This is a genomic window from Frondihabitans sp. PAMC 28766 (assembly GCF_001577365.1).
GTDB lineage: Bacteria > Actinomycetota > Actinomycetes > Actinomycetales > Microbacteriaceae > Frondihabitans.
In genome coordinates, this window is the sequence record NZ_CP014513.1 from 1239331 (window position 1) to 1263144 (window position 23814).

34 protein-coding genes are annotated in these 23814 nt (G+C 65.7%); 26 read left to right on the plus strand and 8 right to left on the minus strand.

Annotated elements, in window-relative coordinates; genetic code table 11:
* The first annotated feature begins 2 nt into the window (after positions 1–2).
* The 15 genes from rplP (at position 3) to map (ending at position 8287) form a co-directional block, all read left to right on the plus strand.
* Complete coding sequence (gene rplP / locus AX769_RS06055; protein ID WP_066277099.1) at positions 3–422, plus strand: 50S ribosomal protein L16; 420 nt, start codon at positions 3–5, stop codon at positions 420–422.
* On the plus strand, positions 422–781 hold the full coding sequence (rpmC, locus tag AX769_RS25830) for a 50S ribosomal protein L29 (protein ID WP_066277101.1): 360 nt from the start codon (positions 422–424) through the stop codon (positions 779–781). The genes rplP and rpmC overlap by 1 nt, the downstream gene beginning before the upstream one ends.
* Positions 781–1077: a 30S ribosomal protein S17 gene (gene rpsQ, locus AX769_RS06065; RefSeq protein WP_066277104.1), complete on the plus strand. Its 297-nt coding sequence runs from the start codon at positions 781–783 to the stop codon at positions 1075–1077. The genes rpmC and rpsQ overlap by 1 nt, the downstream gene beginning before the upstream one ends.
* Positions 1078–1106: 29 nt before the next feature.
* A complete protein-coding gene (rplN, locus tag AX769_RS06070) occupies positions 1107–1475 on the plus strand; it encodes a 50S ribosomal protein L14 (RefSeq protein ID WP_066277105.1) in 369 nt (122 codons plus the stop codon).
* 3 nt (positions 1476–1478) lie between these two features.
* Positions 1479–1838 (plus strand): 50S ribosomal protein L24, encoded by a 360-nt coding sequence (gene rplX, locus AX769_RS06075; protein WP_066277106.1) that lies wholly within the window; start codon positions 1479–1481, stop codon positions 1836–1838.
* A complete protein-coding gene (rplE, locus tag AX769_RS06080) occupies positions 1838–2431 on the plus strand; it encodes a 50S ribosomal protein L5 (protein WP_066277109.1) in 594 nt (197 codons plus the stop codon). The genes rplX and rplE overlap by 1 nt, the downstream gene beginning before the upstream one ends.
* Before the next feature lie 141 nt (positions 2432–2572).
* Positions 2573–2971 carry a 30S ribosomal protein S8 gene (gene rpsH, locus AX769_RS06085; RefSeq protein WP_066283236.1) on the plus strand — a complete coding sequence of 133 codons (399 nt, stop codon included), beginning with the start codon at positions 2573–2575 and terminating at the stop codon, positions 2969–2971.
* Positions 2972–2977: 6 nt separating this feature from the next.
* Positions 2978–3514, plus strand: coding sequence for a 50S ribosomal protein L6 (gene rplF / locus AX769_RS06090; protein ID WP_066277111.1), 537 nt, complete (start codon positions 2978–2980; stop codon positions 3512–3514).
* A 2-nt stretch (positions 3515–3516) separates the two neighbouring features.
* Positions 3517–3888: a 50S ribosomal protein L18 gene (rplR, locus tag AX769_RS06095; RefSeq protein WP_066283237.1), complete on the plus strand. Its 372-nt coding sequence runs from the start codon at positions 3517–3519 to the stop codon at positions 3886–3888.
* Positions 3885–4619, plus strand: a complete 735-nt coding sequence (gene rpsE / locus AX769_RS06100; RefSeq protein ID WP_066277113.1) for a 30S ribosomal protein S5 — start codon at positions 3885–3887, stop codon at positions 4617–4619. Before rplR ends, rpsE begins: the two co-directional genes overlap by 4 nt.
* The gene (rpmD, locus tag AX769_RS06105) at positions 4619–4801 is read left to right on the plus strand and encodes a 50S ribosomal protein L30 (RefSeq protein ID WP_173795167.1); all 183 of its coding nucleotides are present in this window, start codon (positions 4619–4621) and stop codon (positions 4799–4801) included. Before rpsE ends, rpmD begins: the two co-directional genes overlap by 1 nt.
* Positions 4801–5430, plus strand: coding sequence for a 50S ribosomal protein L15 (gene rplO / locus AX769_RS06110; RefSeq protein WP_066277115.1), 630 nt, complete (start codon positions 4801–4803; stop codon positions 5428–5430). Before rpmD ends, rplO begins: the two co-directional genes overlap by 1 nt.
* A gap of 66 nt (positions 5431–5496) precedes the next feature.
* A complete protein-coding gene (gene secY / locus AX769_RS06115) occupies positions 5497–6819 on the plus strand; it encodes a preprotein translocase subunit SecY (RefSeq protein ID WP_066277118.1) in 1323 nt (440 codons plus the stop codon).
* On the plus strand, positions 6816–7430 hold the full coding sequence (locus AX769_RS06120; protein WP_204249329.1) for an adenylate kinase: 615 nt from the start codon (positions 6816–6818) through the stop codon (positions 7428–7430). The genes secY and AX769_RS06120 overlap by 4 nt, the downstream gene beginning before the upstream one ends.
* A gap of 23 nt (positions 7431–7453) precedes the next feature.
* Complete coding sequence (gene map, locus AX769_RS06125; protein ID WP_066277120.1) at positions 7454–8287, plus strand: type I methionyl aminopeptidase; 834 nt, start codon at positions 7454–7456, stop codon at positions 8285–8287.
* 86 nt (positions 8288–8373) lie between these two features.
* On the opposite strand, the gene AX769_RS06130 is transcribed toward map, so the two are convergent.
* Complete coding sequence (locus AX769_RS06130) at positions 8374–9678, minus strand: LCP family protein (protein WP_066277122.1); 1305 nt, start codon at positions 9676–9678, stop codon at positions 8374–8376.
* 219 nt (positions 9679–9897) lie between these two features.
* Between AX769_RS06130 and infA the strand changes: the two genes are divergently transcribed.
* The 10 genes from infA (at position 9898) to glmM (ending at position 16852) form a co-directional block, all read left to right on the plus strand.
* Positions 9898–10119, plus strand: a complete 222-nt coding sequence (gene infA / locus AX769_RS06135; protein WP_055965022.1) for a translation initiation factor IF-1 — start codon at positions 9898–9900, stop codon at positions 10117–10119.
* 136 nt (positions 10120–10255) lie between these two features.
* Positions 10256–10372: a 50S ribosomal protein L36 gene (rpmJ, locus tag AX769_RS06140; RefSeq protein WP_055965025.1), complete on the plus strand. Its 117-nt coding sequence runs from the start codon at positions 10256–10258 to the stop codon at positions 10370–10372.
* A gap of 155 nt (positions 10373–10527) precedes the next feature.
* Positions 10528–10902 (plus strand): 30S ribosomal protein S13, encoded by a 375-nt coding sequence (gene rpsM, locus AX769_RS06145; protein ID WP_066277124.1) that lies wholly within the window; start codon positions 10528–10530, stop codon positions 10900–10902.
* Between the two features lie 43 nt (positions 10903–10945).
* On the plus strand, positions 10946–11344 hold the full coding sequence (rpsK, locus tag AX769_RS06150; RefSeq protein WP_066277130.1) for a 30S ribosomal protein S11: 399 nt from the start codon (positions 10946–10948) through the stop codon (positions 11342–11344).
* A 203-nt stretch (positions 11345–11547) separates the two neighbouring features.
* Positions 11548–12540, plus strand: coding sequence for a DNA-directed RNA polymerase subunit alpha (locus AX769_RS06155; RefSeq protein WP_066277132.1), 993 nt, complete (start codon positions 11548–11550; stop codon positions 12538–12540).
* 49 nt (positions 12541–12589) lie between these two features.
* Positions 12590–13210 (plus strand): 50S ribosomal protein L17, encoded by a 621-nt coding sequence (gene rplQ, locus AX769_RS06160; protein WP_066277134.1) that lies wholly within the window; start codon positions 12590–12592, stop codon positions 13208–13210.
* A gap of 230 nt (positions 13211–13440) precedes the next feature.
* Positions 13441–14319 (plus strand): tRNA pseudouridine(38-40) synthase TruA, encoded by an 879-nt coding sequence (locus AX769_RS06165; RefSeq protein WP_066277137.1) that lies wholly within the window; start codon positions 13441–13443, stop codon positions 14317–14319.
* 181 nt (positions 14320–14500) lie between these two features.
* Positions 14501–14947, plus strand: a complete 447-nt coding sequence (rplM, locus tag AX769_RS06170) for a 50S ribosomal protein L13 (protein ID WP_066277139.1) — start codon at positions 14501–14503, stop codon at positions 14945–14947.
* Positions 14948–14976: 29 nt separating this feature from the next.
* Positions 14977–15462 (plus strand): 30S ribosomal protein S9, encoded by a 486-nt coding sequence (gene rpsI, locus AX769_RS06175; protein ID WP_066277146.1) that lies wholly within the window; start codon positions 14977–14979, stop codon positions 15460–15462.
* 19 nt (positions 15463–15481) lie between these two features.
* On the plus strand, positions 15482–16852 hold the full coding sequence (gene glmM / locus AX769_RS06180) for a phosphoglucosamine mutase (RefSeq protein WP_066277148.1): 1371 nt from the start codon (positions 15482–15484) through the stop codon (positions 16850–16852).
* Positions 16853–17309: 457 nt separating this feature from the next.
* On the opposite strand, the gene AX769_RS06185 is transcribed toward glmM, so the two are convergent.
* From AX769_RS06185 to coaA, 7 genes are all read right to left on the minus strand, one after another.
* The gene (locus AX769_RS06185; protein ID WP_066277150.1) at positions 17310–17579 is read right to left on the minus strand and encodes a hypothetical protein; all 270 of its coding nucleotides are present in this window, start codon (positions 17577–17579) and stop codon (positions 17310–17312) included.
* A gap of 61 nt (positions 17580–17640) precedes the next feature.
* Positions 17641–17826 (minus strand): hypothetical protein, encoded by a 186-nt coding sequence (locus AX769_RS06190; RefSeq protein ID WP_066277152.1) that lies wholly within the window; start codon positions 17824–17826, stop codon positions 17641–17643.
* The gene (locus AX769_RS06195; RefSeq protein ID WP_157887483.1) at positions 17823–18611 is read right to left on the minus strand and encodes a serine hydrolase; all 789 of its coding nucleotides are present in this window, start codon (positions 18609–18611) and stop codon (positions 17823–17825) included. The genes AX769_RS06190 and AX769_RS06195 overlap by 4 nt, the downstream gene beginning before the upstream one ends.
* A gap of 61 nt (positions 18612–18672) precedes the next feature.
* On the minus strand, positions 18673–19479 hold the full coding sequence (locus tag AX769_RS06200) for an HTTM domain-containing protein (protein ID WP_066277158.1): 807 nt from the start codon (positions 19477–19479) through the stop codon (positions 18673–18675).
* A 173-nt stretch (positions 19480–19652) separates the two neighbouring features.
* Complete coding sequence (locus AX769_RS23765) at positions 19653–20267, minus strand: DUF5819 family protein (RefSeq protein WP_157887484.1); 615 nt, start codon at positions 20265–20267, stop codon at positions 19653–19655.
* 74 nt (positions 20268–20341) lie between these two features.
* Entirely contained in the window at positions 20342–20656 is a 315-nt protein-coding gene (locus AX769_RS23770; protein ID WP_157887485.1) for a hypothetical protein, read from the minus strand.
* Positions 20657–20933: 277 nt separating this feature from the next.
* Complete coding sequence (gene coaA / locus AX769_RS06205; RefSeq protein ID WP_066277161.1) at positions 20934–21887, minus strand: type I pantothenate kinase; 954 nt, start codon at positions 21885–21887, stop codon at positions 20934–20936.
* Between the two features lie 65 nt (positions 21888–21952).
* Here coaA and glmS point away from each other — a divergent pair, with 65 nt between their 5' ends.
* Positions 21953–23800, plus strand: a complete 1848-nt coding sequence (glmS, locus tag AX769_RS06210) for a glutamine--fructose-6-phosphate transaminase (isomerizing) (protein ID WP_066277164.1) — start codon at positions 21953–21955, stop codon at positions 23798–23800.
* Positions 23801–23814 lie beyond the last annotated feature (14 nt).

Sequence of the window (23814 nt, forward strand, 5' to 3'; positions counted from 1 at the left end):
CAATGCTTATCCCCCGTCGAGTCAAGCACCGCAAGCAGCACCACCCCGGCCGTACCGGCCAGGCGACCGGTGGCACGCGAGTGAGCTTCGGTGAGTACGGCATCCAGGCCCTCACGCCTGCCTACGTCACCAACCGTCAGATCGAGTCCGCTCGTATCGCCATGACGCGCCACATCAAGCGCGGCGGGAAGGTGTGGATCAACATCTACCCCGACCGCCCGCTGACCAAGAAGCCCGCCGAGACCCGCATGGGTTCCGGTAAGGGTTCGCCCGAGTGGTGGGTCGCCAACGTCAAGCCGGGTCGCGTGCTCTTCGAGCTCAGCGGCGTCAGCGAGGAGATCGCCAAAGAGGCGCTCACTCGTGCAATCCACAAGCTGCCCCTGAAGGCACGCATCATCAAGCGCGAGGAGGGCGACGCATAATGGCGATCGGATCCAAGGAGCTCGCTTCCCCCGAGCTCGACACCTTTGAAGACGAGCGTCTCGTCGACGAGCTCAAGAAGTCGAAAGAAGAGCTGTTCAACCTGCGCTTCCAGTCGGCCACCGGCCAGCTCGAGAACCACGGCCGCGTGCGCGCCGTGAAGCGTGACATCGCTCGCATCTACACGGTCCTGCGCGAGCGCGAGCTCGGCATCCGTGCCACCCCCGCCCCGGTCGTGGCCGCCCCCAAGGCAGCCGCCAAGAAGTCGACCAAGAAGGCCGCTGCTCCCAAGGCAGAGGCTGACGAGGTTCCTGCCGCCGAGGCTGCGGACATCGCCGACACCGCCGAGGAGACCAAGTAATGGCTACCGAGAAGACGACCGCGGCTGCCGAGACTCCTGTTCTCGTCCGCGGTTACCGCAAGACCCGTCGCGGCTACGTGACCAGCGACAAGATGGAGAAGACCATCGTCGTCGAGGTCGAGGACCGCGTGAAGCACCCCCTGTACGGCAAGGTCATCCGCCGCACCTCCAAGGTCAAGGTCCACGACGAGGCCAACACGGCCGGTGTCGGGGACCTGGTCGTCATCAGCGAGACCCGTCCGCTCAGCGCCTCCAAGCGCTGGCGCCTGGTCGAGATCCTCGAGAAGGCGAAGTAGGCCTCGGCCTACTCCAGAAGGAGACAGAAGTGATTCAGCAGGAATCCCGCCTCAAGGTCGCCGACAACACCGGTGCCAAAGAGATCCTCACCATCCGCGTTCTCGGTGGCTCCGGCCGTCGTTACGCGGGGCTCGGCGACGTCATCGTCGCCACGGTGAAGGACGCCATCCCCGGTGGCAACGTGAAGAAGGGTGACGTCGTCAAGGCGGTCATCGTTCGCACCAAGAAGGAGGTCCGTCGTGGAGACGGCTCCTACATCAAGTTCGACGAGAACGCCGCAGTGATCCTGAAGGCCGATGGAGACCCCCGCGGTACGCGCATCTTCGGGCCGGTCGGTCGCGAGCTTCGCGACAAGAAGTTCATGAAGATCATCTCGCTGGCGCCGGAGGTTATCTAAGTTATGGCAAACATCAAGAAGGGTGACCTCGTTCAGGTCATCTCCGGGCCCTCGCAGGCTCGCGGCGGAGACCGCGGCAAGCAGGGCAAGGTCATCGAGGTGCTCAGGGCCGAAGACCGCGTGGTCGTGGAGGGTGTCAACTTCGTCACCAAGCACGTCCGTGTCGGCCAGACGCAGCGTGGCACCAAGACCGGCGGCATCGAGACGCACGAGGCTCCCATCCACGTGTCGAACGTGCAGCTGATCGATCCCAAGTCCAAGAAGCCGACCCGCGTCGGATTCCGCGAAGAGCAGGTCACGAAGGACGGCGTCACCAAGACCGTCCGCGTGCGCTATGCCAAGAAGTCGGGGGAGGACCTCTGATGAGCGACACCGCTACCCAGGCGCCCGAGGCTCGCGTTCAGCCGCGCCTCAAGGCCAAGTACCAGTCCGAGATCCAGTCGCAGCTCAAGAGCGACTTCGGCTTCACGAACGTGCACCAGGTGCCCGGTCTCGTGAAGATCGTCGTCAACACGGGCGTCGGCGAGGCAGCTCGCGACTCCAAGGTGATGGACGGCGCGGTCAAAGACCTCACCGCCATCACCGGCCAGAAGCCGCAGGTCACCAAGGCCCGCAAGTCCATCGCGCAGTTCAAGCTGCGCGAGGGTCAGCCCATCGGCGCTCACGTCACGCTCCGTGGCGACCGCGCCTGGGAGTTCCTGGACCGCCTGCTGTCGCTGGCTCTGCCCCGCATCCGCGACTTCCGCGGTCTGAGCGACCGCCAGTTCGACGGCAACGGCAACTACACCTTCGGTCTCAACGAGCAGAGCATGTTCCACGAGATCGATCAGGACCGCATCGACCGTGTTCGCGGCTTCGACATCACAGTCGTTACCACCGCGAAGAACGACGACGAGGGTCGGGCTCTGCTCAAGGCTCTCGGCTTCCCGTTCCGCACGGCCGAACAGGCCAACTAAGATCGTCCGGTCGGGTACTCCGGTTTTCGGAGTGCCCGGCCGACACCCATGTTCGGAGGCACTCCTCCGAGCAACCCCGATCGGGTAGGTCGGCTCCCGGTGGACCGGAAGTCGAAACCGCACGAGAAAGAAGACAACCGCATGACGATGACAGATCCGGTCGCAGACCTGCTGACCCGACTGCGCAACGCGAACTCGGCGTACCACGACACCGTGTCGCTGCCGAGCTCCAAGCTCAAGTCCCACATCGCAGACATCCTCAAAAAAGAGGGTTTCATCGACAGCTGGAAGGTCGAAGACGCTCGCGTCGGTCAGACCCTCACTATCGACCTCAAGTACGGCCCCGCTCGTGAGCGCTCCATCGTGGGCATCAAGCGCGTGTCGAAGCCCGGTCTTCGCGTGTACGCGAAGTCCACCGAGATCCCTCAGGTGCTCGGCGGCCTCGGCGTGGCCATCCTTTCGACTTCCTCGGGTCTGTTGACCGACCGCGAGGCCGAGCAGAAGGGCGTGGGCGGAGAAGTTCTCGCCTACGTGTGGTAACCCGACATGTCACGAATCGGACGCCTCCCCATCTCGATCCCCACCGGGGTCGATGTGAAGATCGACGGCCAGGCCGTCACAGTCAAGGGCCCGAAGGGCGAGCTCTCGCTCGTCATCGCGAACCCCATCGAAGCCAAGGTCGAGGAGGGCACCGTGCTGGTGTCCCGTCCCGATGACGAGCGCTCGTCGCGCTCGCTCCACGGCCTCACCCGCACCCTGATCGCGAACCAGATCATCGGCGTCACCGAGGGCTACTCCAAGGGCCTCGAGATCGTCGGCACCGGTTACCGCGTGCAGGCCAAGGGCCAGAACGTCGAGTTCGCCCTCGGCTACTCGCACCCGATCACCGTCGAGCCGCCCACGGGCATCAGCTTCACGGTCGAGGGCAACAACAAGCTCACCGTCACCGGCATCGACAAGCAGGCCGTCGGCGAGGTCGCCGCGAACATTCGCAAGCTGCGGAAGCCCGAGCCCTACAAGGGCAAGGGTGTCCGCTACGCCGGCGAGATCGTCCGCCGCAAGGCCGGAAAGTCAGGTAAATGATCATGGGTCTCGGAACCAGAGGTAAAAGCAAGTCGGCCGCTACGAGCCGCCGTCACACCCGCCTGCGCAAGAAGGTCGTGGGCACCGAACTCCGCCCGCGTCTCGTCGTCAACCGCTCGGCCCGTCACGTCTTCGTGCAGGTCGTCGACGACAGCAAGGGCCACACCGTCGCCAGCGCATCGACCCTCGAGGCCGACCTGCGCACGTTCGACGGTGACAAGACCGCCAAGGCCAAGAAGGTCGGCGAGCTCGTCGCCGAGCGTGCCAAGGCTGCCGGAATCGAAGCGGTCGTGTTCGACCGCGGTGGTAACAAGTACGCCGGACGCGTGGCGGCAATCGCCGAGGGCGCCCGGGAAGGTGGATTGAACCTGTGAGCGACGAAACGAACAAGACTCCGGCCACGCCGGAGACGCCGGTCGAGGCCGTCGTCGACCGCCCGGTCGAGACCGCTGCCGGCTCCGAGTCGAACAACCGCGAAGGTGCCAACGCCGGTCGTACCGACCGTCGTGGCGGCAACGGTCGCGGCGACCGCAACCAGGGCCGTGGCGGTCGTGACGACCGCGACAAGAGCCAGTTCCTCGAGCGTGTCGTCACCATCAACCGCGTGTCGAAGGTCGTCAAGGGTGGTCGTCGCTTCAGCTTCACCGCTCTCGTCGTCGTCGGCGACGGCAACGGTCTCGTGGGCGTCGGCTACGGCAAGGCCCGCGAGGTGCCGACTGCGATCTCGAAGGGTGTCGAGGAGGCGAAGAAGAACTTCTTCCGCGTCCCCCGCATCGCGAACACGATCCCGCACCCCGTCCAGGGTGAGGCCGCTGCAGGCGTCGTCCTGCTGCGTCCGGCTGCTGCCGGTACCGGTGTCATCGCCGGTGGCCCCGTCCGCGCCGTGCTCGAGTGCGCCGGCATCCACGACGTCCTGAGCAAGTCGCTCGGCTCGTCGAACACCATCAACATCGTGCACGCCACTGTCGCGGCGCTGCAGCAGCTGGAAGAGCCGCGCGCCGTCGCGGCTCGCCGTGGCCTGGACATCGACCACGTCGCCCCCGCTCGTCTGCTCCGCGACGAGGCTGCTGCGCGTGCCGCTGCTACCGAGAAGGCGGGTGCCTGATGGCTCAACTCCGCGTGACGCAGATCAAGTCCAAAATCAGCGAGAAGCAGAACCAGCGGGACACGCTGCGCAGCTTGGGTCTCAAGCGGATCGGCCAGACGGTCGTCCGCCCCGACGACAAGCAGAACCGCGGCTACGTCTCGACGGTTGCTCACCTCGTCAAAGTCGAGGAGATTGACTAATGGCTGACGACGCCACCAACGAGGAGAAGGCTCCCAAGGCCGCTCCCAAGGCAGCATCATCTAAATCCAGCGCCGCCCCCAAGGCTGCAGCTGCAAAGAAGCCGGCGACCAGCAAGGCCGCCGCTTCGACCACCACCAGCACCAAGGCGGCCCCCGCGGCCAAGTCGGCCTCCGACGACGTCGCGCGCCCCCAGGTCCTCAAAGTCCACCACCTTCGTCCGGCTCCCGGTGCCAAGAAGGCTCGGACTCGCGTCGGTCGCGGTGAGGGCTCGAAGGGTAAGACCGCGGGTCGCGGTACCAAGGGAACCAAGGCCCGTTACTCGGTCAAGATCGGCTTCGAGGGTGGGCAGATGCCTCTGCACATGCGCACCCCGAAGCTGCGGGGGTTCAAGAACCCGTTCCGCGTCGAGTACCAGGTCGTCAACCTCGACAAGCTGACCGACCTCTACCCCCAGGGCGGTGAGGTCACCGTGAGCGACCTCGTGGCCAAGGGTGCCGTTCGCAAGAACGAGAAGGTCAAGGTTCTGGGTGGCGGCGACCTCGCCGTCAAGCTCAGCGTCGCGGTCGACAAGGTCTCCTCTTCGGCCGAAGAGAAGATCGTCGCCGCCGGCGGGACCGTCACCAAGTAATACCTGTGGGGGTGGCTCGGAAGAGCCACCCCCATCAGTCGTCTATCCTCATACCGGGAGGCCACCGTGTTCAGAGCAGTTGCGAGAATTTTCCGCACGCCCGACCTTCGTCGAAAGATCGGGTTCACACTCGGCCTCATCGCGCTCTTCCGGCTGGGGTCGTACATCCCGGCCCCATTCGTCGACTACAGCAACGTGCAGGCCTGCCTGTCGGGCAACCAGTCGACGTCGGGCCTCTACGAGCTCGTCAACCTGTTCTCGGGTGGCGCGCTCCTCCAGCTGTCGATCTTCGCGCTGGGCATCATGCCCTACATCACGTCGTCGATCATCGTGCAGCTGCTCCGCGTGGTCATCCCGCACTTCGACGCTCTCTACAAAGAGGGCCAGTCGGGCCAGGCCAAGCTGACGCAGTACACGCGCTACCTGACCATCGCTCTCGGCATCCTGCAGTCCACCACGCTGATCACGGTCGCCCGCTCGGGTGCGCTGTTCGGCTCGTCGACCGTCTCCGAGTGCAACTCGCTGATCTCGAACAACGCCTGGTACGCGATCCTGCTGATGGTCATCACCATGACCGCCGGCACCGGCCTCATCATGTGGATGGGCGAGCTCATCACCGAGCGCGGCATCGGCAACGGAATGTCGCTGCTGATCTTCACGTCGATCGCCGCCAAGTTCCCCACCGCCCTCTGGGCCATCAAGCAGGCCAAGAGCTTCGAGATCTTCCTGGGCGTGATCGCCATCGGAATCATCATCATGGGGTTGGTCGTTTTCGTCGAACAATCGCAGAGACGAATACCGGTGCAATACGCCAAACGAATGGTCGGGCGGCGAACGTACGGCGGCAACAACACGTACATACCCATCAAGGTCAACATGGCCGGCGTCGTGCCCGTCATCTTCGCCTCGTCGCTGCTCTACCTGCCGGCTCTGGTCGCGCAGTTCAACACCCCGTCAAACGGGTCGGCGCCTGCGGCGTGGGTCAGCTGGATCCAGGCCAACCTGGTGTCGGGTGACGAGCCGTTCTACATGGTGCTCTACTTCCTGCTCATCATCGGCTTCACCTACTTCTACGTCGCGATCACCTTCAACCCCGAAGAGGTCGCCGACAACATGAAGAAGTACGGCGGGTTCATTCCCGGCATCCGTGCCGGCCGCCCCACCGCCGACTACCTCGACTACGTGCTGACGCGAGTCACCCTGCCCGGGTCGCTCTACCTCGGCCTCGTCGCGCTCATCCCGCTGATCGCTCTCGCGACGGTCGGCGCCAACCAGAACTTCCCCTTCGGTGGTGCCAGCATCCTGATCATCGTCGGGGTCGGTCTCGAGACCGTGAAGCAGGTCGATTCCCAGCTGCAGCAGCGCCACTACGAGGGTCTCCTCCGATGAGCGCGGCCGCCGACCAGGGTGCTCGTCTGCTCATCGTCGGCCCTCCCGGGGCCGGCAAGGGCACGCAGGCCGTCAGGATCGCCGAGAGCTACGGCATCCCCGCGATCTCGACGGGCGACATCTTCCGTGCCAACGTCAAGAACGAGACACCCCTCGGCGTCAAGGTGAAGGCCATCCTCGATGCGGGAGACTACGTGCCCGACTCGCTGACCAACGAGCTGATCCAGGATCGTCTCGCGCAGCCCGACGCGGAGGGCGGCTTCCTCCTCGACGGCTACCCCCGCACGAACGACCAGGTCGCCTTCCTCGACGCGCTGCTCGAGTCGAAGGGCGAGCAGCTCACCGCCGTCGTGCAGCTCGTCGCCGACCAGGACGAGATCGTCGAGCGCCTGCGCAAGCGCGCCGTCGAGCAGGGTCGCAGCGACGACACCGAAGAGGCCATCCGGCACCGCCAGGAGGTCTACCTGCGCGAGACCGGCCCCCTGATCGACGCCTACGGTGAGCGCGAGCTGGTGCTCGAGGTCGACGGCCTCGGCAGTGTCGACGAGGTCGCCGGCCGCATCGACGATGCCCTGGCTTCGCGGGGCATCCGCCCCACGGCCGCCGCCTGAGCCGCGGCAGCAGCGAGAGCGCGGTGGCCTTCCGACGATCGGGCATCTACAAGACGCCCGAAGAGATGCGACTCATGGTCGCGCCCGGTCTCCTGACCGCGGCGTCGCTCGACGTGGTGGCCGCGGCGATCCGCCCCGGCATCACGACCGGTGAGCTCGATGCCCTCGCCGAGAAGGCGATCGTCGAGGGTGGCGGTGAGCCCAACTTCAAGCTCGTGCCCGGCTACTTCCACACCGTGTGCGCGTCGGTCAACAGCGACGTCGTGCACGGGATCCCCGGCGGCCGGGTGATCGAGGCCGGCGACATCGTCTCCATCGACTCGGGCGCCCAGTTCGAGGGCTGGAACGGCGACAGCGCCCGCACGTTCGTCGTGCCGGGTGGCGCGGATCCTGCCCTCGACGAGACACGCAGGCGTCTCAACGAGGTCACCGAGCAGTCGCTCTGGCACGGCATCGCCGCCCTCGCTTCAGCGCGCCACCTGAACCAGGTCGGCGCCGCCATCGAAGAGTTCATCGAGTCGCAGGGCGACTACGGAATCCTCGAAGACTACGTGGGCCACGGAATCGGGCGCGACATGCACGAAGACCCGCCCGTGTTCAATTACCGAGTGCGCGGCAACGGCCCGACGGTCAAGCCGGGCCTCGTCGTCGCCATCGAGCCGATGGTCACCGCCGGTGGTATCGACACGATCACGCAGGATGACGAGTGGACGGTCACGACGGCCGACGGCTCGGACGCCGCCCACTGGGAGCACTCCATCGCCGTCCACGAGGGTGGCATCTGGGTGCTGACCGCGGCCGACGGCGGCGCCTCCGGGCTCGCCGCCCTCGGCATCCGCCCCGTCCCGCTGCCCTGAGTCTCCCCCTGACCTTCTCGGCTCGTCCGGCCTGTCACGACGGGCAGAGCGTGCCGAAGCGGTAGGGGCGGCTGCGGGGAGGGCGGCTAGCCGTTGCCGGCCGAGCAGGTCTGCTCGGAGGCCGCCTGCCCGGTGATCGTCGAGGGCAGCGCTGTCGGCGTCGGGGTGGGCGTCGCCGCGCTGGTGCCCGACGTGCCCGTTGCAGGCGTCGTGGCCGGGGTCGTGGCCGTGCCGGTGCCCGTTGATCCGGTGCCCGTTGATCCTGTGCCCGTGGACCCGGTGCTCGTCGAGCCCTCCGTGGTCGACGCACGGCCGAGGCTGTCGGCGCCCAGCGTGAACTGCGTGTCCGACTTCAGATCGGCGTTCAGGATCGCCGCATCGGTCGTGTCGGGCACGACGCGTTCGACGTCCGTCGGGTCGGTCATCGACGGATACTGCACGAACAGGGCGTTGGAGAGACTGACGCTCTTCATGGCCAGCCCGAGCTCGATGAGTGTCGAGGTGTTGGCGAGGCTGGTCGAGAGTGTCATGTTCTTTACCGCCGCGGAGGCGAGGCCGTAGAGCTTCAGGGGGCTCGAGAGCGTGCCGGCCGAGACGATCTTGCGCATCATCGCCGCCAGGAAGACCTGCTGCGACGAGATGCGCGCGAGGTCGCTGCCGTCGCCGACGCCGTGGCGGGTGCGGAGGAACTCGAGGGCCTGGAGGCCGAGGAGCGTGTGGGTGCCCGCCGAGAGGTTCAGGCCGGTGTACGGGTCGTCGATGGGGGAGGCCACGCAGACGTTGACACCGCCCAGGGCGTTCGACATCTCGATGACGCCGTCGAAGGTGATCTCGGCCGCGTAGGGGATGGTCAGGCCGGTCATCGACTCGACGGTCGCGACCGTGCAGCCGAGGCCTTCTCCCAATGTGGTGTTAAATTGCACATAAGTCTGTGCGGGGTATGTCGCGCCCCCGTTTCCGGTGCACGACGGGGTGTCGACCATGAGGTCGCGAGGGAAGCTGACGGCGGTCATGTGTTTGTGATCGGCCGAGATGTGGATCAGGATCGTGACGTCGTTGCGGCTTCCGTCGGCCACCCCGGCCTGCACCTGCGTCTGGTCGACTCGGGTGTCGCTGCCCGCCAACAGGATGTTCGCCCCGCCCGCGATCGCGCCGATCGAGGTGTGCTCGGCGATCTTGTCGTCTTTGGCTCCGATCGAGACGCTCTTGATGTCGCTCTTGACGGTGCCGACGGCGATAGCCGCCACCGAACCGGCGCTGACGACGAGCACGGCCGCGGTGACAGCGGCGAGGAGGCCTACGAAGCGGGCGGGTTTGTGGCGGCGCAATCGACCATGGCGGGCGAGCGAGTGGTGGTCGGCGCTCCTGAGGCGCGAGCGTTCTCCGGGCACAGAGGCTCCCTTTCGTTCCGGCGGCGAGTCGACACGACTTGCAAGAGGACATCGGCGTGTCGAGTTGACCTGCCGGGTTGGCAAACCATAGCGCAATCGAATAAGATCGATCCTTGGTGTCCTGGGACGTCTCTGTGCGTTCCCCCAGTGGTCAAGCCCTTGGGCAGGACACCGATCCCCGCAAGACCAGCACAACCAATTTTTAGCGACAGTGAGGCTATGGCCAAAAAAGACGGTGTCATCGAAATCGAAGGCGCAGTGGTCGAAGCGCTGCCCAATGCGATGTTTCGCGTTGAGCTGAGCAACGGACACAAAGTTCTCGCCCACATCTCCGGAAAGATGCGTCAGCACTACATCCGCATCCTGCCCGAAGACCGTGTGATCGTCGAACTCAGCCCCTACGACCTGACCCGCGGCCGGATCGTCTACCGCTACAAGTAGGGCTTGCGCTCGGCAGCCCCGCCGCGAGGCAGGGCCGCCGGAAGGCAGGTTGTGTTGTCGAAAGACAACATGTGCTGGAAAGGAACGGCCCGACGCACCCGTCGGGCACGAGGCCAGCGAGTCAAAAGGAAGCAACATGAAGGTCAAGCCCAGCGTCAAGCGCATCTGCGAGCACTGCAAGGTGATTCGCCGCAACGGTCGCGTCATGGTGATCTGCAACAGCAACCCGCGCCACAAGCAGCGCCAGGGTTAGTCGGCCGGCCTTCGGGCCGCCGACCTCAGGTCACGAGCAACACCCCAAGCAGCACCAGATCCGCCCGTGCGAGAGCACGGGTGGGGACACCCAGGGCGGAGGCCCTGGCACCGGTGCTGTGACACACCTCCACCATCTCTCAAGGAGAAGCCACAATGGCACGTCTAGCAGGCGTTGACATCCCGCGCGACAAGCGCGTGGAAGTCGCACTGACCTACATCTACGGAGTCGGCCGCACGCGCGCGCTCAAGACTCTCGCCGATACCTCGATCGACGGCAACATCCGCGTCAAAGACCTGAGCGACGACCAGCTCGTCCTGCTCCGCGACTACATCGAAGGCAACTACAAGGTTGAGGGTGACCTCCGCCGCGAGGTCGCCGCCGACATCCGCCGCAAGGTCGAGATCGGCTCCTACGAGGGCATCCGCCACCGTCGTGGCCTGCCCGTCCGCGGCCAGCGCACCAAGACCAACGCTCGCACCCGCAAGGGCCCGAAGCGCACGGTCGCCGGCAAGAAGAAGGCTCGATAGGCCCGGCTTCCGCCGTCGCCATCCAAGGTTGTAGGAGAAAAAATTGGCAGCACCGAAGTCGGCCGCGCGTAAGCCCCGCCGTAAAGAGAAGAAGAACATCGCCGTGGGCCAGGCCCACATCAAGTCGACGTTCAACAACACCATCGTTTCGATCACCGACCCCTCGGGTGCTGTGCTGAGCTGGGCTTCGTCCGGCGCCGTCGGCTTCAAGGGCTCGCGCAAGTCGACCCCGTTCGCGGCGCAGCTCGCCGCCGAGTCGGCTGCGCGTCAGGCGCAGGAGCACGGCGTCAAGAAGGTCGACGTGTTCGTGAAGGGCCCGGGCTCGGGCCGCGAGACCGCGATCCGCTCGCTCCAGGCCGCCGGCCTCGAGGTGGGCTCGATCAACGACGTCACCCCGCAGGCGCACAACGGGTGCCGCCCGCCGAAGCGCCGTCGCGTCTAGTCAGTTGAGTCCCCGTGACCCCGGGCCCGCGAAAGCAGGCCCGGGGGTTACGGCGTTCATCGCAGTGCTCGACAGCACGGCCGCGGCCACGACGCCTCTCGCGTCCGCCGCTCCCTTTCTCATAACTCAACAGACCGACTGACAGCCACCCAGTCGTACCGCCAAGAGTCATATGCAGGGCTCTTCGCCGAAAGGAATCCACAGTGCTCATTGCACAGCGCCCCACTCTCACCGAGGAGAACATCTCGGAGTTCCGCTCCCGCTTCGTGATCGAGCCCCTCGAGCCAGGCTTCGGCTACACGCTCGGCAACTCGATGCGTCGCACCCTGCTCTCCTCGATCCCCGGAGCCGCTGTCACCAGCATCCGCATCGACGGCGTGCTCCACGAGTTCACGACGGTCCCCGGTGTCAAAGAAGATGTCACCGAGGTCATCCTGAACATCAAGAGCCTCGTCGTCTCGAGCGAGCACGACGAGCCGATCACCGCCTACCTGCGCAAGCAGGGCGCCGGTCAGGTCACCGCCGCCGACATCTCGGTCCCCGCCGGTGTCGAGGTGCACAACCCCGAACTGGTCATCGCGACGCTGAACGACAAGGCGAAGTTCGAGCTCGAGCTCACGATCGAGCGTGGCCGCGGCTACGTGTCGGCCGTGCAGAACCGCTCGGAGTTCTCCGAGGCCGGTCAGATCCCGATCGACTCGATCTACTCGCCGGTCCTCAAGGTCACGTACCGCGTCGAGGCGACCCGCGCCGGTGAGCGCACCGACTTCGACCGCCTCGTGGTCGACGTCGAGACCAAGCCCGCCATCAGCCCCCGCGACGCCATCGCTTCGGCCGGCCGCACGCTGACCGAGCTGTTCGGTCTCGCTCGCGAGCTGAACACCGCCGCCGAGGGCATCGAGATCGGCCCGGCGCCGGTCGACGCCGTCCTCTCGAGCGAGCTGCAGACCCCGATCGAAGACCTCGACCTCTCGGTGCGCAGCTACAACTGCCTCAAGCGCGAGGGCATCAACACGGTCTCCGAGCTGGTCGCTCTCTCCGAGACGCAGCTGATGAACATCCGCAACTTCGGTCAGAAGTCGGTCGACGAGGTGAAGGACAAGCTCGTCGAGCTCGGCCTCTCGCTGAAAGACACCGTGCCCGGGTTCGACGGCGCCCACTTCTACAGCGGCTACGACGAGGAGGAGACCAACTAGGTCTCCTGGCTCTTCTCGCCGTATCCACTCACACACTTAGGAATAGACAATGCCCAAGCCCACCAAGGGTGCCCGCCTCGGCGGCGGCCCGGCGCACGAGCGCCTTCTCCTCGCCAACATGGCGGGTCAGCTGTTCACGTACAAGAGCATCAAGACGACCGAGACGAAGGCCAAGCGTCTCCGCCCCGTCGCCGAGCGCCTGGTCACGTTCGCCAAGCGCGGCGACCTCCACTCGCGTCGTCGCGTGCTGAGCATCCTCCGCAACAAAGAGACCACTCACATCCTGTTCTCGGAGGTCGCGCCGCTGCTCGAACTGCGCGAGGGCGGCTACACCCGCATCACCAAGCTCGGTTTCCGTAAAGGCGACAACGCCTCGATGGTGCAGATCGAGCTCGTGCTCGAGCCCGTCACCCCGAAGACCAAGAAGTCGTCCACCTCGTCGAAGAAGGCCGCCGTCCCCGCGACGACCGAGGCCCTCCTCGAAGAGCCGGCGGACGAGCTGACCACGTCCGACGAGGCGATCATCGAGGCCACCACCGAGGCTCCCGTCGACACCGACGAGACCCCGGAGACGACCGCCGAGCTCGAGAGCGAGCCGGCCGACGAGTTGACCGCGTCGGACGAGGCGATCATCGAGGCCACGACCGAGACCCCCAAGGACGAGAAGTAGCCTTCTTCGTTCTGCCAGCAGGCCTGTCCCTTCGGGGCCGGGCCTGCTCTCGTTTCACCCCGGGGTGCAGGCCTGCCCCCGTTTCACGCGGGGTGCAGGCTCGCTCTCGTTTTACCCCGGGGTGCAGGCCTGCCCCCGTTTTACCTATAGGTGCGGCCTTCGCGGCAGGAAATATCCGTGTGGCAGGGCCGCACCTATAGGTAAAACGGGAGTCGGTAGACTGGTGCGCCGTGGTGGACGAGGTGACCAGGATCCGATTGGACGTGTCGTACGACGGCACCCGGTTCAACGGCTGGAGCCAGCAACCCGGCCTCCGCACCGTCGAGGGCGAGCTGAACGCGGCCCTCGCCACGACCCTGCAGCGCTACCTGCCGGCCCCGAGGCTCGTCGTCGCCGGCCGCACCGACACGGGGGTGCACGCGATCGGGCAGGTCGTTCACCTCGACCTCACGGCCGAGCAGCTCGGCTTCCTGTCGGTGCCGCACCGCAACCGGACGAAGTACCCGCCCTTCCCGCCCGCCATGCGCCTGACGCGACGCCTCAACGGCCTCGCGGGCGCCGAGGACGACCTGCACGTGACTCACGCGTCGATCGTGCCATCGACGTTCGACGCGCGCTACTCGGCGCTCTACCGCGAGTACGAGTACCGCGTCTCCGACCTCAGCGGCCCGCGGCACCCCGTGCGCCGCTACGACACGCTCTGGTTCGACGCCACCGTCGACCTCGACCTCATGAACGCGACGGCGCTGTCGCTGCTGGGGCTGCACGACTGGGCCGCCTATTGCAGGCCTCGGGAGGGAGCGACGACGGTGCGCACCTTGCAGGAGTTCGTCTGGCGACGCGACCCCGACGGCATCCTGGTGGCCCGTGTGCGCGCCGACGCCTTCTGCCACAGCATGGTGCGGTCGCTCGTGGGCGCGACGCTCGCCGTGGGTGAGGGGCGCCTCTCGGTCGAGGACGCGGTCAGGATCCAGGAGGCTCGCCTTCGAAATGGCGAGTTCAAGGTCTCGCAGGCGCACGGTCTCACGCTGATGCACGTGGCCTACCCCGACGAGGAGCACTTCGAGTCGAGAGCGAAGCTGACCCGGGCCACGCGCGCGGCGCTCTAGTTTGCCGGGTGCCTCGTGATCCTGTAATGTATCCCCTTGGTGTCTGCGCAACTGCGCGCTTCACCCGAAGTTGAGCCCTCCACCTGACTCGTTCGTCCGCATCGCGGAAGCTGTCATCAGCACGAACGGCAACGGAGCGGGATTCACGAACCTCTCACCTCGACCAGAAAGCAGCACTACTGTGACGCGCACTTTCTCTCCCAAGCCGGCTGACATCCAGCCGGAGTGGTTGATCATCGACGCCAACGACATCGTCCTCGGCCGTCTCGCCAGCCACGTCGCCGCCCTCCTCCGCGGCAAGCACAAAGCCACCTTCGCCCCCCACATGGACATGGGCGACTTCGTCATCGTCATCAACGCCGAGAAGGTCGCGCTGACCGGCTCGAAGCTGCAGACGAAGCTGGCCTACCGTCACTCGGGCTACCCGGGCGGCCTCACGGCTCAGACCTACTCCGAGATGCTCGAGAAGCACCCGACGCGTGCCGTCGAGAAGGCCATCCGCGGCATGCTGCCGAAGAACTCGCTGGGCCGCGCCCAGATCCAGAAACTGAAGGTGTACGCGGGCCCCGAGCACCCTCACGCCGCGCAGAAGCCCACGGTGTACACCCTCGACCAGGTCGCCCAGTAGCGACCGCTGAAGACTTAAGGATCCCTACAGTGGCAAGCATCGCCGATTCCATCGAATCCACCCCCGAGAGCTTCACGACCGAGAGCGCAGCTCCCGTCGAGGCTGCAACCCCCCGCCCCGTCCTCACCGTCGGCGGCGGCGCCGTCGGCCGTCGCAAGCAGGCCATCGCTCGCGTGCGCCTCACGCCCGGCACCGGTGTCATCACCGTCAACGGCCGCGCGCTCGACGAGTACTTCCCCAACAAGCTGCACCAGCAGCTGATCAACGACCCGTTCAAGGTGCTCGACCTGCTCGGCTCGTACGACGTCGTCGCGAAGATCTCCGGCGGTGGCCCCTCGGGTCAGGCCGGCGCCCTCCGTCTCGGCATCAGCCGCACGCTGAACGAGATCGACGAAGAGAACAACCGCGCCGAGCTCAAGAAGGCGGGCTTCCTCAGCCGCGACGCTCGCGTCAAGGAGCGCAAGAAGGCCGGCCTCAAGAAGGCCCGTAAGGCTCCTCAGTTCTCCAAGCGCTAACACTCGGCGAGGCTTCGCGATGACGCGACTTTTCGGAACCGACGGAGTTCGGGGCCTTGCCAACCGTGAGTTGACGGCCGCGCTCGCCCTGGGCCTTGCCCAGGCGAGTGCGGTCGTGCTCACGAAGGGCCAGCACGCCGACGCGCGCCGCCGTGAGGGCCGACGCCCCATGGCCGTGCTGGCGCGCGACCCGCGTATTTCGGGCGAGTTCCTGGCGGCCGCTGTGGCAGCCGGGCTCGCATCCTCCGGTGTCGACGTCCTCGACGCCGGCGTGATCTCGACGCCCGCTGCGGCCTTTCTGGTCGACGACTCGGGCGCCGACTTCGGCGTGATGATCTCGGCGTCGCACAACCCGGCGCCCGACAACGGCATCAAGTTCTTCGCCTTCGGTGGCACCAAGCTGCCCGACGAGGTCGAAGATCGCATCGAGGCCACCATGGACGCCCCGCGGCTCATGCCGGTGGGAGGCGACGTGGGCAGGATCCGACGGTTCGCCGATGCCGAAGACCGTTACGTCGTGCATCTGCTCGGCGCGGTCCCGGGCCGTCTCGACGGCATCCACGTCGTGCTCGACTGCGCCAACGGTGCGGCGTCCGCCGTGTCGCCCGAGGTCTTCACCGACCTCGGCGCCCAGGTCACGCTGATCGGCGCCGACCCCGACGGCATCAACATCAACGACGGCGTGGGCTCGACCCACCTGGACAACCTGTCGCGAGCCGTGCTCGAGCACGGCGCCGATGTCGGTATCGCGCACGACGGCGACGCCGACCGCTGCCTCGCGGTCGACGCGCAGGGCAACGTCGTCGACGGCGACCAGATCATGGCCATTCTCGCTGTCGCCCTCAAAGAGCGCGGCGACCTGCACGACAACACCCTCGTGGCGACCGTCATGTCGAACCTCGGCCTCAAGCGCGCCATGCGCGACCACGGCATCACCGTGATCGAGACCGGTGTCGGCGACCGCTACGTGCTCGAAGAGATGAACGCGCACGACTTCAGCCTCGGCGGTGAGCAGTCGGGCCACATCGTCTTCAAGAAGCACGCGACCACCGGCGACGGCGTTCTTACCGGCCTGTCGCTCGTCGCCGAGATGGCACGGACGGGCAAGTCGCTGGCCGAGCTCGCCAGCGTCATGACCGTCTTCCCGCAGGTGCTGCTCAACGTGCGCGATGTCGACCGATCGGGGCTCGTCGGCGACGCCGTCATCGCGGCCGCGGTCGCCGAGGCCGAGACCGAACTCGGCGACTCGGGCCGTGTTCTGTTGCGCCCGTCGGGCACCGAGCAGCTGGTACGCGTGATGGTCGAGGCCGCGTCTCAACCCGACGCCGATCGCATCGCGCACAGCCTCGCCGAAGTCGTGCGGTCGCAGCTCGGTAGCTCGGCCGCGTGAGTTGCCCGGGCCCTCACCTTTCCGGCCCGTCCTGACCCACTCGGAGGTCAGCACGCTCCGAGAGGCCAGGCTCGAATGACTTTTGCGACAAAAGGGTCAGACTGGCTCGCCGCGTCGTAGGGTCGATGAGTGACGACAGCAGCGACCTTGTCGGCGACGCGCACTCCAACGACCGTCGGCTTCGCGGCCACTCTCTTCGTGTTCGCCGTGGTCATGATGCGAACGACTCTCCCCAGGCCGATCCACCCGGCATTCCAGGCGGAGTTCTCGCGGGCCATTCGTGCTCACCGCGATCCCTCCCATCATCGCGGGGTTCGCGCTGCTGGTGATCCCCGAGATGGTCGAGAAGCAGAGGTGCGCACAATTTGGACTCCGGCGGCCCGGAGTACCCGAAGAGGTCCGCTGCGTGTTCTCGGCTGCGATCCGGTGCGATCGCCGGCGTCGCGGTGTCCGGGGTCTATTCGTCGGTCGCGGCGAATTTCATCTGCTGGGTGCTCGGCATTCCCCCCGGTCTCGTGGCCGGCGTCGTGACGGCATCGCTCTTGGCGGAGCCGACCGTGGCGCAGATCGTACCCTGCCGGCTTGCCGCGCCGACCGCGATCGCGCTCGGCGCCGTGCTGCTTTCGTCGGGATGGCGCTGCTCGCAGTCGCCCTGCCGGCGGCCTCCCTGTGGATCCTGGTCGTGTCGGGCGTCATCTCGGGCGCCGGGGCCGGGTCTGCTCTTCACCTAGGCTGCGTGCCATCACGGCGGCGGCGCCGGACGATCAGCGCGTCAAAGCGACAAGCGCCTACTTCGTCGTGGTCTTCCTGGCGATCTCGATCCCGGCGGGCGTCGCTGAATGGCTGGTCTGCCGGTCGGCGACCGGCGTCCGCTTCGCGGCGGTGATGGCGGTGCTCTGCGTGCTCGCTTTCGCGACGCGCCGTCGTTTCGAGGTGGCGGCCTCATGCCTGCTTTCGGCGGGCGCGGTGGTCACCGTGCGCGGGACAGCGGCGAGGCCTTGCGGAGAAGTCGCAGCGCGATCTTGTCGGCGGCGTATGGACCCTTGGCAAGAGCGTGAACGAGGGAAGCTGACTTTTCATCAGAAAAGGCGAGTATGCAGGCGCCACTACTGCGGGTCTGCCCATTCACCCAGATGGCGTCACCTTGCGTGCGCCAACCAGTGCGTCGGCGTCGGTCGCCGAGCGACCATTCGGCAAACCTGATGAGATCGTCGAACGTCGACCAGATTCCGCCGGCTGGCGCATACAAGGTCTGCCCTATTGGCCACGGCTTCTCGGCTCTGCCCCGCCATGTCTTCGGTGTCGTGCAGGCACTCAGCGAGGGAGCCAGGGTGGCGGACACGATTCCGGCGGGGCTCAGGACATGTGCGTCGCACCACTGCCACCAGTCGCCCGAGGTGCGATCCAGCACGGCCCCCAGAAGTGCGTACCCAAGGTTTGAATAGCTGAACTTGGGGGCACCGGTTGGGCGGAAGGCCTGCGGGTGCAGTGTCACGCCGACAATCGGTTGGTACGGGTCGACGAAGATCCCACCGGACATGCCCTCATGACTTCTCGGCAGGCCGCTCGTGTGCTCGATCAGATCCCGCACCGTGTAGATCGCCATGTCGAGTTCTGGAAGGATCTCCGAAACCGGTGTGTCATCCCGGATCAATCCGCCGTCGATGGCTGCTTCGACGGCGGCTGCGGTCGCTCCTTTGGTGATGCTGCCCCACTCGATCAGCCCGCCAGGTTTGTATGGCTTCGTGGCATCGCGCACTTCCTGCCAGCCATTTGCGTTGCGGACGCTGCCCCTCCACGCACCCCGAATGACGCTCGCGTCACGGGACGACACGGCCACCTCGGACAATCAACTCTGACAATCGAACGAACGTTTGAGACGTTCGCCTGGCATAGGAACGAACTCTTAGTCGAAGCCCGTCCACATGTTGGCTGACGAATACCGTGTCTGCGGCGATCATGATCAACGCGAAGGAAGTCAAACCCATGAGGAGTCCGATCGCGATGTGGAATCCAACCATCGAGAGAACGGCGACTGGCCTGCCGGCGCGAAACCAGACCAAGACAGGAAAGAATATCGAAACAAGGACCGTACCGTAGGCGCCGATGACAAGGAGCCAACCTTGAGAAAAGACCAAGGGAGTGATGCCCGGCCAGAAGAACTCGGGAACACGCAGGATGTAATAGAGCGCGGTGCCGTCCTGCCAAAGCCGTCCTTGAACCTTATAGAGCCCAGCCATCAAGTAGACGATCGAGAGCTGTGCGGCGATGAGCAGCACTCCTGTATTGTTCAGCGCGGAAATGAGGGCTCCGGCAGGGCGAGCGTGACCTGAACGCGTCACCCTGAGCCCGTTCAGTGTGAAGTTCGTGTAGCACCGGGTCAACAGAAGGAATGGGATAGCCGCGGCTACAAGAGCGTCGCCTCCATCCATGAAGGACGAGTTCGTCATGTAGAGCGACCAAAGGAACACATAGTGGAGAGCCAGAATCGGACGGCCCCCGATTCCCAGGGTGACCGCTACGGCAATCACCAAACCGAGATGAAAAGCTACTTGGAAAAATAATGGGGAGGGCGTCAGGGCATAGATGCTGAATGAGCCCGAGGACCCCAACTGTGCTCTGACCATGCCTGTGCCGTAAACGCCATCTGGTCCAAAGAACAAGCCTCGGTCGGCATAGTGTCGAGAGTAATAAAAAATCGAGACCAGACCGATGGTCAGTCGGAGGAGACTCGTCGCAGCTGCAGCGCGCGGCCGAGATGTGACCCAGTCCGATACCGAGCGGGCCTCGCTTATTAGGCTCATAGGTCTATCCACTTTGAGTTGAAGGCCGATGTGGTCCCCCGCACGGCAGGATTAGTCCGCTGCGACCATCCAGGAAATTTATAGAACACGTAGCGCAATTGCACGGCTCTAATCTTTTTCGAGTTCCCGGCACAAGGGATCTTCCTGGCCGCATAGCGAGCCAGGACGAACTCGGCGCTTCGCTGCGCCTGCCGCTCGTCTTTCCGTAACTTTCGGACCGCAGCGTCACCTTGCTCTTTGGCCTCGAGCCTCTCGATGACTTCGTCCTTGTAAAAACGTTCGAGGATTCCGTTGCTGATGATCCGACTCTCGCGCGAAGGAAAGAATCGTTGCTGTTGGACGAGCGACGTGGCCGGGCTTGTGATGTCGAAGTACTTTGACGCTCGTTCGTTACCGCATCGAACTCTCGCAAGGACCGCGCGGTCTTCGCTGACTGGGTCGGGCGCGAATAGGTTCCAGTTTTGCGTGAAGTATGGGTCTAATGCGTCGGCGATCGGGCTAAGGGCAAATGTAATTGGAGTCGTCGGTCCTGCCGACACCAGAGCGCACGCCGTGAAGGCAGTGACGACTGAAAGGCACGCGGCTGTTAGCAAAGATCGCTGAAAAGGCATGAATTTCTCCGAGAGCCCCGCACCGCCGAGGCGGCGATGCGGGGCCGAGTGTGTGATTTCGTTCTGACCGCGAATCAGTGATCGAAGAAGGCGGCTTCGACATCCTTCGACGCCGTCGATGTAGACGAGTAGCCGAGTACGCCTGCCTGCTGCAGAACTCGACCGGCCGCTTGCGGAGCTTTTGCTGCCGTAAAGCCTCGAGCGACTGCTTTGACGACCCCAAAAAAGCGCGTGTCGTGAGTGTCGCTCGATGCGCTGTGATTACCTGAGCCGGGAATGCTCGCGGCCTCATCGTGGGCGACGTTGACCGTAGTCGCGGCCGACGCCGATGCGCTCGTGAGGGCAATACCAGCGATGGGCATGACCGTCAGAGCGGTTGCGGCGAGCATTACGTCGAGGCGTGGTTTTTCAATCGATTCACCTTCCTTATGGGGCTGTGATTTACAGCTGGCCCCAAATTAGCGGGGTGAAAGAAACGTTCTGCATCTTTAACTGGAAGTTAAAAGATTGAATGTTACTCAAGCATTTCAGGATTCGGTATTCGGGCTCTCCGGCGGCGCGGTCGTGACTTCCGCATCGCCCTCTTCGACAGGATCTCTCGGCCCATTCGTGGGGATCGTGCTGAAAAGGAAGGTTCGGTGACGTACGGCGCAGTAAGGGCAGAGGCTAGATCTTGCGGAGGAGCACGCTCGACACCTTGTGGTCGGCGCCCTTTCGCAGCACGAGCGTCGCCCGCGATCGTGTCGGCATGACGTTCTCGCGGAGGTTCGGTTCGTTGACCGTGCGCCACACGTCGTGGGCGAACCCGAGCGCGGTCTCCTCGGGGATCTCGCTGAAGCGGTGGAAGAACGACGCCCGGTCGCTGAAGGCGCCTTCGCGCAGCTTGCGGAAGCGCTCGACGAACCAGTTCTCGATGTCGTGCGTGCGGGCGTCGACGTAGATCGTGAAGTCGAAGAGGTCGCTCAGGGCGAGCCGGCCGCCGGTCGCGGGCTGCAACACGTTGAGGCCCTCGACGATCAGGATGTCGGGCTGGCGCACGACGACCTCGGCGTCTTTCACGATGTCGTACTCGATGTGCGAATAGAAGGGGGCGCGCACCTCGCCGGCGCCGCTCTTCACGTTCGTGACGAACTTCAAGAGCGATCGCCGGTCGTACGACTCGGGGAAGCCCTTGCGGTCCATGATGCCGCGGCGTTCGAGCTCGGCGTTGGGGTAGAGGAAGCCGTCGGTGGTGATCAGTTCGACCCGCGGGGTGTCGCTCCATCTCGACAGGAGCTCGCGGAGGAGACGCGAGACGGTCGACTTGCCGACCGCCACTGATCCTGCGACCCCGATGACGAAGGGGGTGCGACGCGCGCGCTCGCCCAGGAAATCGCTCGTGCGGCGATGCAAATCGCTCGCGCCCGACGCGTAGAGGTTGACCAAACGGCTGAGCGGCACGTAGACGTCGCTGACCTCCTGCAGGTCGAGCCGGTCGCCGAGGCCGCGCAGCTGCACCAGCTCGTTCTCGGTCAGCGGGTTCTTCGCGACGGGGGCGAGCGCAGCCCACGCGGCGCGGTCGATCTCGACGAACGGGGTGGGGTGGGCGGGCTTCGCTTGGGCGGCGATGTCGGAGGCCATGGGGAAGAGCGTATCCACCGCCAGGCGGACGAGGCGCCAAGCCTCGGTCGAATAGGCTGGCCCGCATGTGTGGCATCGTGGGTTACGTCGGTTCTGACAAGAGTGTCGAGGTCCTCCTCGGCGGTCTCAAGCGGCTGGAGTATCGCGGCTACGACTCCGCGGGCATCGCCGTCATCGCTCCCGATGGCCACCTCGGCATGCGCAAGAAGGCCGGCAAGCTCCAGATGCTCGTCGACGATCTCGAGGCCTCGCCGCTGCCGAACGGCGCCACCGGCATCGGTCACACCCGCTGGGCGACGCACGGCGGCCCGACCGACGAGAACGCCCACCCGCACCTCTCCGACGGCGGCAGGCTGGCGCTCATCCACAACGGCATCATCGAGAACTTCTCCGAGCTCAAAGAAGAGCTGCTGCTCGAAGGCACGATCTTCACCTCCGAGACCGACTCCGAGGTCGCGGCGCACCTCGTCGCCCGCGCCTACCGCGAGACCGGCGACCTGACCGAGGCGCTGCGCACCGTCGTGAACCGCCTGGAGGGCGCCTTCACCCTGCTCGTCGTGCATGCCGACCAGCCCGGCGTCGTCGTCGGCGCCCGCCGCAACTCGCCGCTCGTGATCGGCCTGGGCGACGGCGAGAACTTCCTCGGCAGCGACGTCGCCGCCTTCATCGAGTTCACGCACCGCGCCATGGCGATCGGGCAGGATCAGCTCGTGACCATCACCCCAGACCGGGTGTCGGTCATCGACTTCGACGGTCGCCCCGTCGAGGCCAGCGAGTTCGAGGTCACCTGGGACGCCGCCGCCGCCGAGAAGGGCGGCTGGTCGAGCTTCATGGCGAAAGAGATCAGCGAGGAGCCGGAGGCGGTCGCCAACACGCTGCTCGGTCGCGCCGTCGACGGGGCCGTGCACCTCGACGATCTCGAGCCGATCCGCGAGCGCCTGCTGACGGTCAACCGCATCATCATCATCGCCTGCGGCACGGCCGCCTACGCGGGCATTCTCGGCAAGTACGCGATCGAGCAGTGGTCGCGACTGCCCGTCGAGGTCGAGCTCGCTCACGAGTTCCGCTATCGCGACCCGGTGCTCGACGAGCACACCCTGGTGGTCTCGATCAGCCAGTCGGGCGAGACGATGGACACTCTGATGGCCGTCAAGTTCGCCCGTGAGCAGGGCGCGCAGGTGCTGTCGATCTGCAACACGCAGGGCGCCACGATCCCGCGCGAGAGCGACGCCGTCATCTACACCCACGCCGGGCCCGAGGTCGCCGTCGCGTCGACGAAGGCGTTCGTCGCGCAGGGCACCGCGCTCTTCTTGCTGGGCCTGCATCTCGCGACGATCCGCGGCACGATGTCGACCGAGGCGATCGCCGAGCAGGTCGACGACCTCAAGGCCATTCCCGACAAGATCCGCCGGGTGCTCGAGACGGGCGACCGGATCAAGACGCTGGCCGGCTGGATGGCCGACACCCGCTCCGTGCTCTTCCTGGGCCGTCACGTCGGCTATCCGATCGCGCTCGAGGGTGCGCTCAAGCTCAAAGAGCTCGCGTACATCCACGCCGAGGGCTTCGCCGCGGGCGAGCTGAAGCACGGCCCGATCGCGCTGATCGAGCCGGGCCAGATCGTCTTCGTGATCGTCCCCTCGCCTCGCGACCCGCGCTCGCTGCACCCGAAGGTCGTCTCGAACATCCAGGAGATCCGCGCTCGCGGCGCCCGGGTCATCGCGATCGCCGAAGAGGGCGACGCCGCGGTGCTGCCGTTCGCCGACGAGGTGCTGCACATCCCGCTGGCCTCGCCGCTGTTCGAGCCGCTGCTCAGCGTCGTGCCGCTGCACATCTTCGGCATGGAGCTCGCCAGCGCCAAGGGCCTCGACGTCGACCAGCCGCGCAACCTGGCGAAGTCCGTCACGGTCGAATAAGAGAGCGGCACCGG

Coding starts and splice junctions, on each gene's coding strand:
- rplF (WP_066277111.1), top strand. CDS start 2,978: ATGTCACGAATCGGACGCCTCCCCATCTCGATCCCCACCGGGGTCGAT.
- rplO (WP_066277115.1), top strand. CDS start 4,801: ATGGCTGACGACGCCACCAACGAGGAGAAGGCTCCCAAGGCCGCTCCC.
- rplQ (WP_066277134.1), top strand. CDS start 12,590: ATGCCCAAGCCCACCAAGGGTGCCCGCCTCGGCGGCGGCCCGGCGCAC.
- rpmD (WP_173795167.1), top strand. CDS start 4,619: ATGGCTCAACTCCGCGTGACGCAGATCAAGTCCAAAATCAGCGAGAAG.
- rplE (WP_066277109.1), top strand. CDS start 1,838: ATGAGCGACACCGCTACCCAGGCGCCCGAGGCTCGCGTTCAGCCGCGC.
- AX769_RS06200 (WP_066277158.1), bottom strand. CDS start 19,479: ATGGTCAGAGCACAGTTGGGGTCCTCGGGCTCATTCAGCATCTATGCC.
- AX769_RS23770 (WP_157887485.1), bottom strand. CDS start 20,656: ATGCTCGCCGCAACCGCTCTGACGGTCATGCCCATCGCTGGTATTGCC.
- coaA (WP_066277161.1), bottom strand. CDS start 21,887: ATGGCCTCCGACATCGCCGCCCAAGCGAAGCCCGCCCACCCCACCCCG.
- infA (WP_055965022.1), top strand. CDS start 9,898: ATGGCCAAAAAAGACGGTGTCATCGAAATCGAAGGCGCAGTGGTCGAA.
- glmS (WP_066277164.1), top strand. CDS start 21,953: ATGTGTGGCATCGTGGGTTACGTCGGTTCTGACAAGAGTGTCGAGGTC.
- rplP (WP_066277099.1), top strand. CDS start 3: ATGCTTATCCCCCGTCGAGTCAAGCACCGCAAGCAGCACCACCCCGGC.
- rpsM (WP_066277124.1), top strand. CDS start 10,528: ATGGCACGTCTAGCAGGCGTTGACATCCCGCGCGACAAGCGCGTGGAA.
- glmM (WP_066277148.1), top strand. CDS start 15,482: ATGACGCGACTTTTCGGAACCGACGGAGTTCGGGGCCTTGCCAACCGT.
- AX769_RS23765 (WP_157887484.1), bottom strand. CDS start 20,267: ATGCCTTTTCAGCGATCTTTGCTAACAGCCGCGTGCCTTTCAGTCGTC.
- AX769_RS06120 (WP_204249329.1), top strand. CDS start 6,816: ATGAGCGCGGCCGCCGACCAGGGTGCTCGTCTGCTCATCGTCGGCCCT.
- rpmJ (WP_055965025.1), top strand. CDS start 10,256: ATGAAGGTCAAGCCCAGCGTCAAGCGCATCTGCGAGCACTGCAAGGTG.
- rpmC (WP_066277101.1), top strand. CDS start 422: ATGGCGATCGGATCCAAGGAGCTCGCTTCCCCCGAGCTCGACACCTTT.
- rplR (WP_066283237.1), top strand. CDS start 3,517: ATGGGTCTCGGAACCAGAGGTAAAAGCAAGTCGGCCGCTACGAGCCGC.
- rpsQ (WP_066277104.1), top strand. CDS start 781: ATGGCTACCGAGAAGACGACCGCGGCTGCCGAGACTCCTGTTCTCGTC.
- rplX (WP_066277106.1), top strand. CDS start 1,479: ATGGCAAACATCAAGAAGGGTGACCTCGTTCAGGTCATCTCCGGGCCC.
- rpsH (WP_066283236.1), top strand. CDS start 2,573: ATGACGATGACAGATCCGGTCGCAGACCTGCTGACCCGACTGCGCAAC.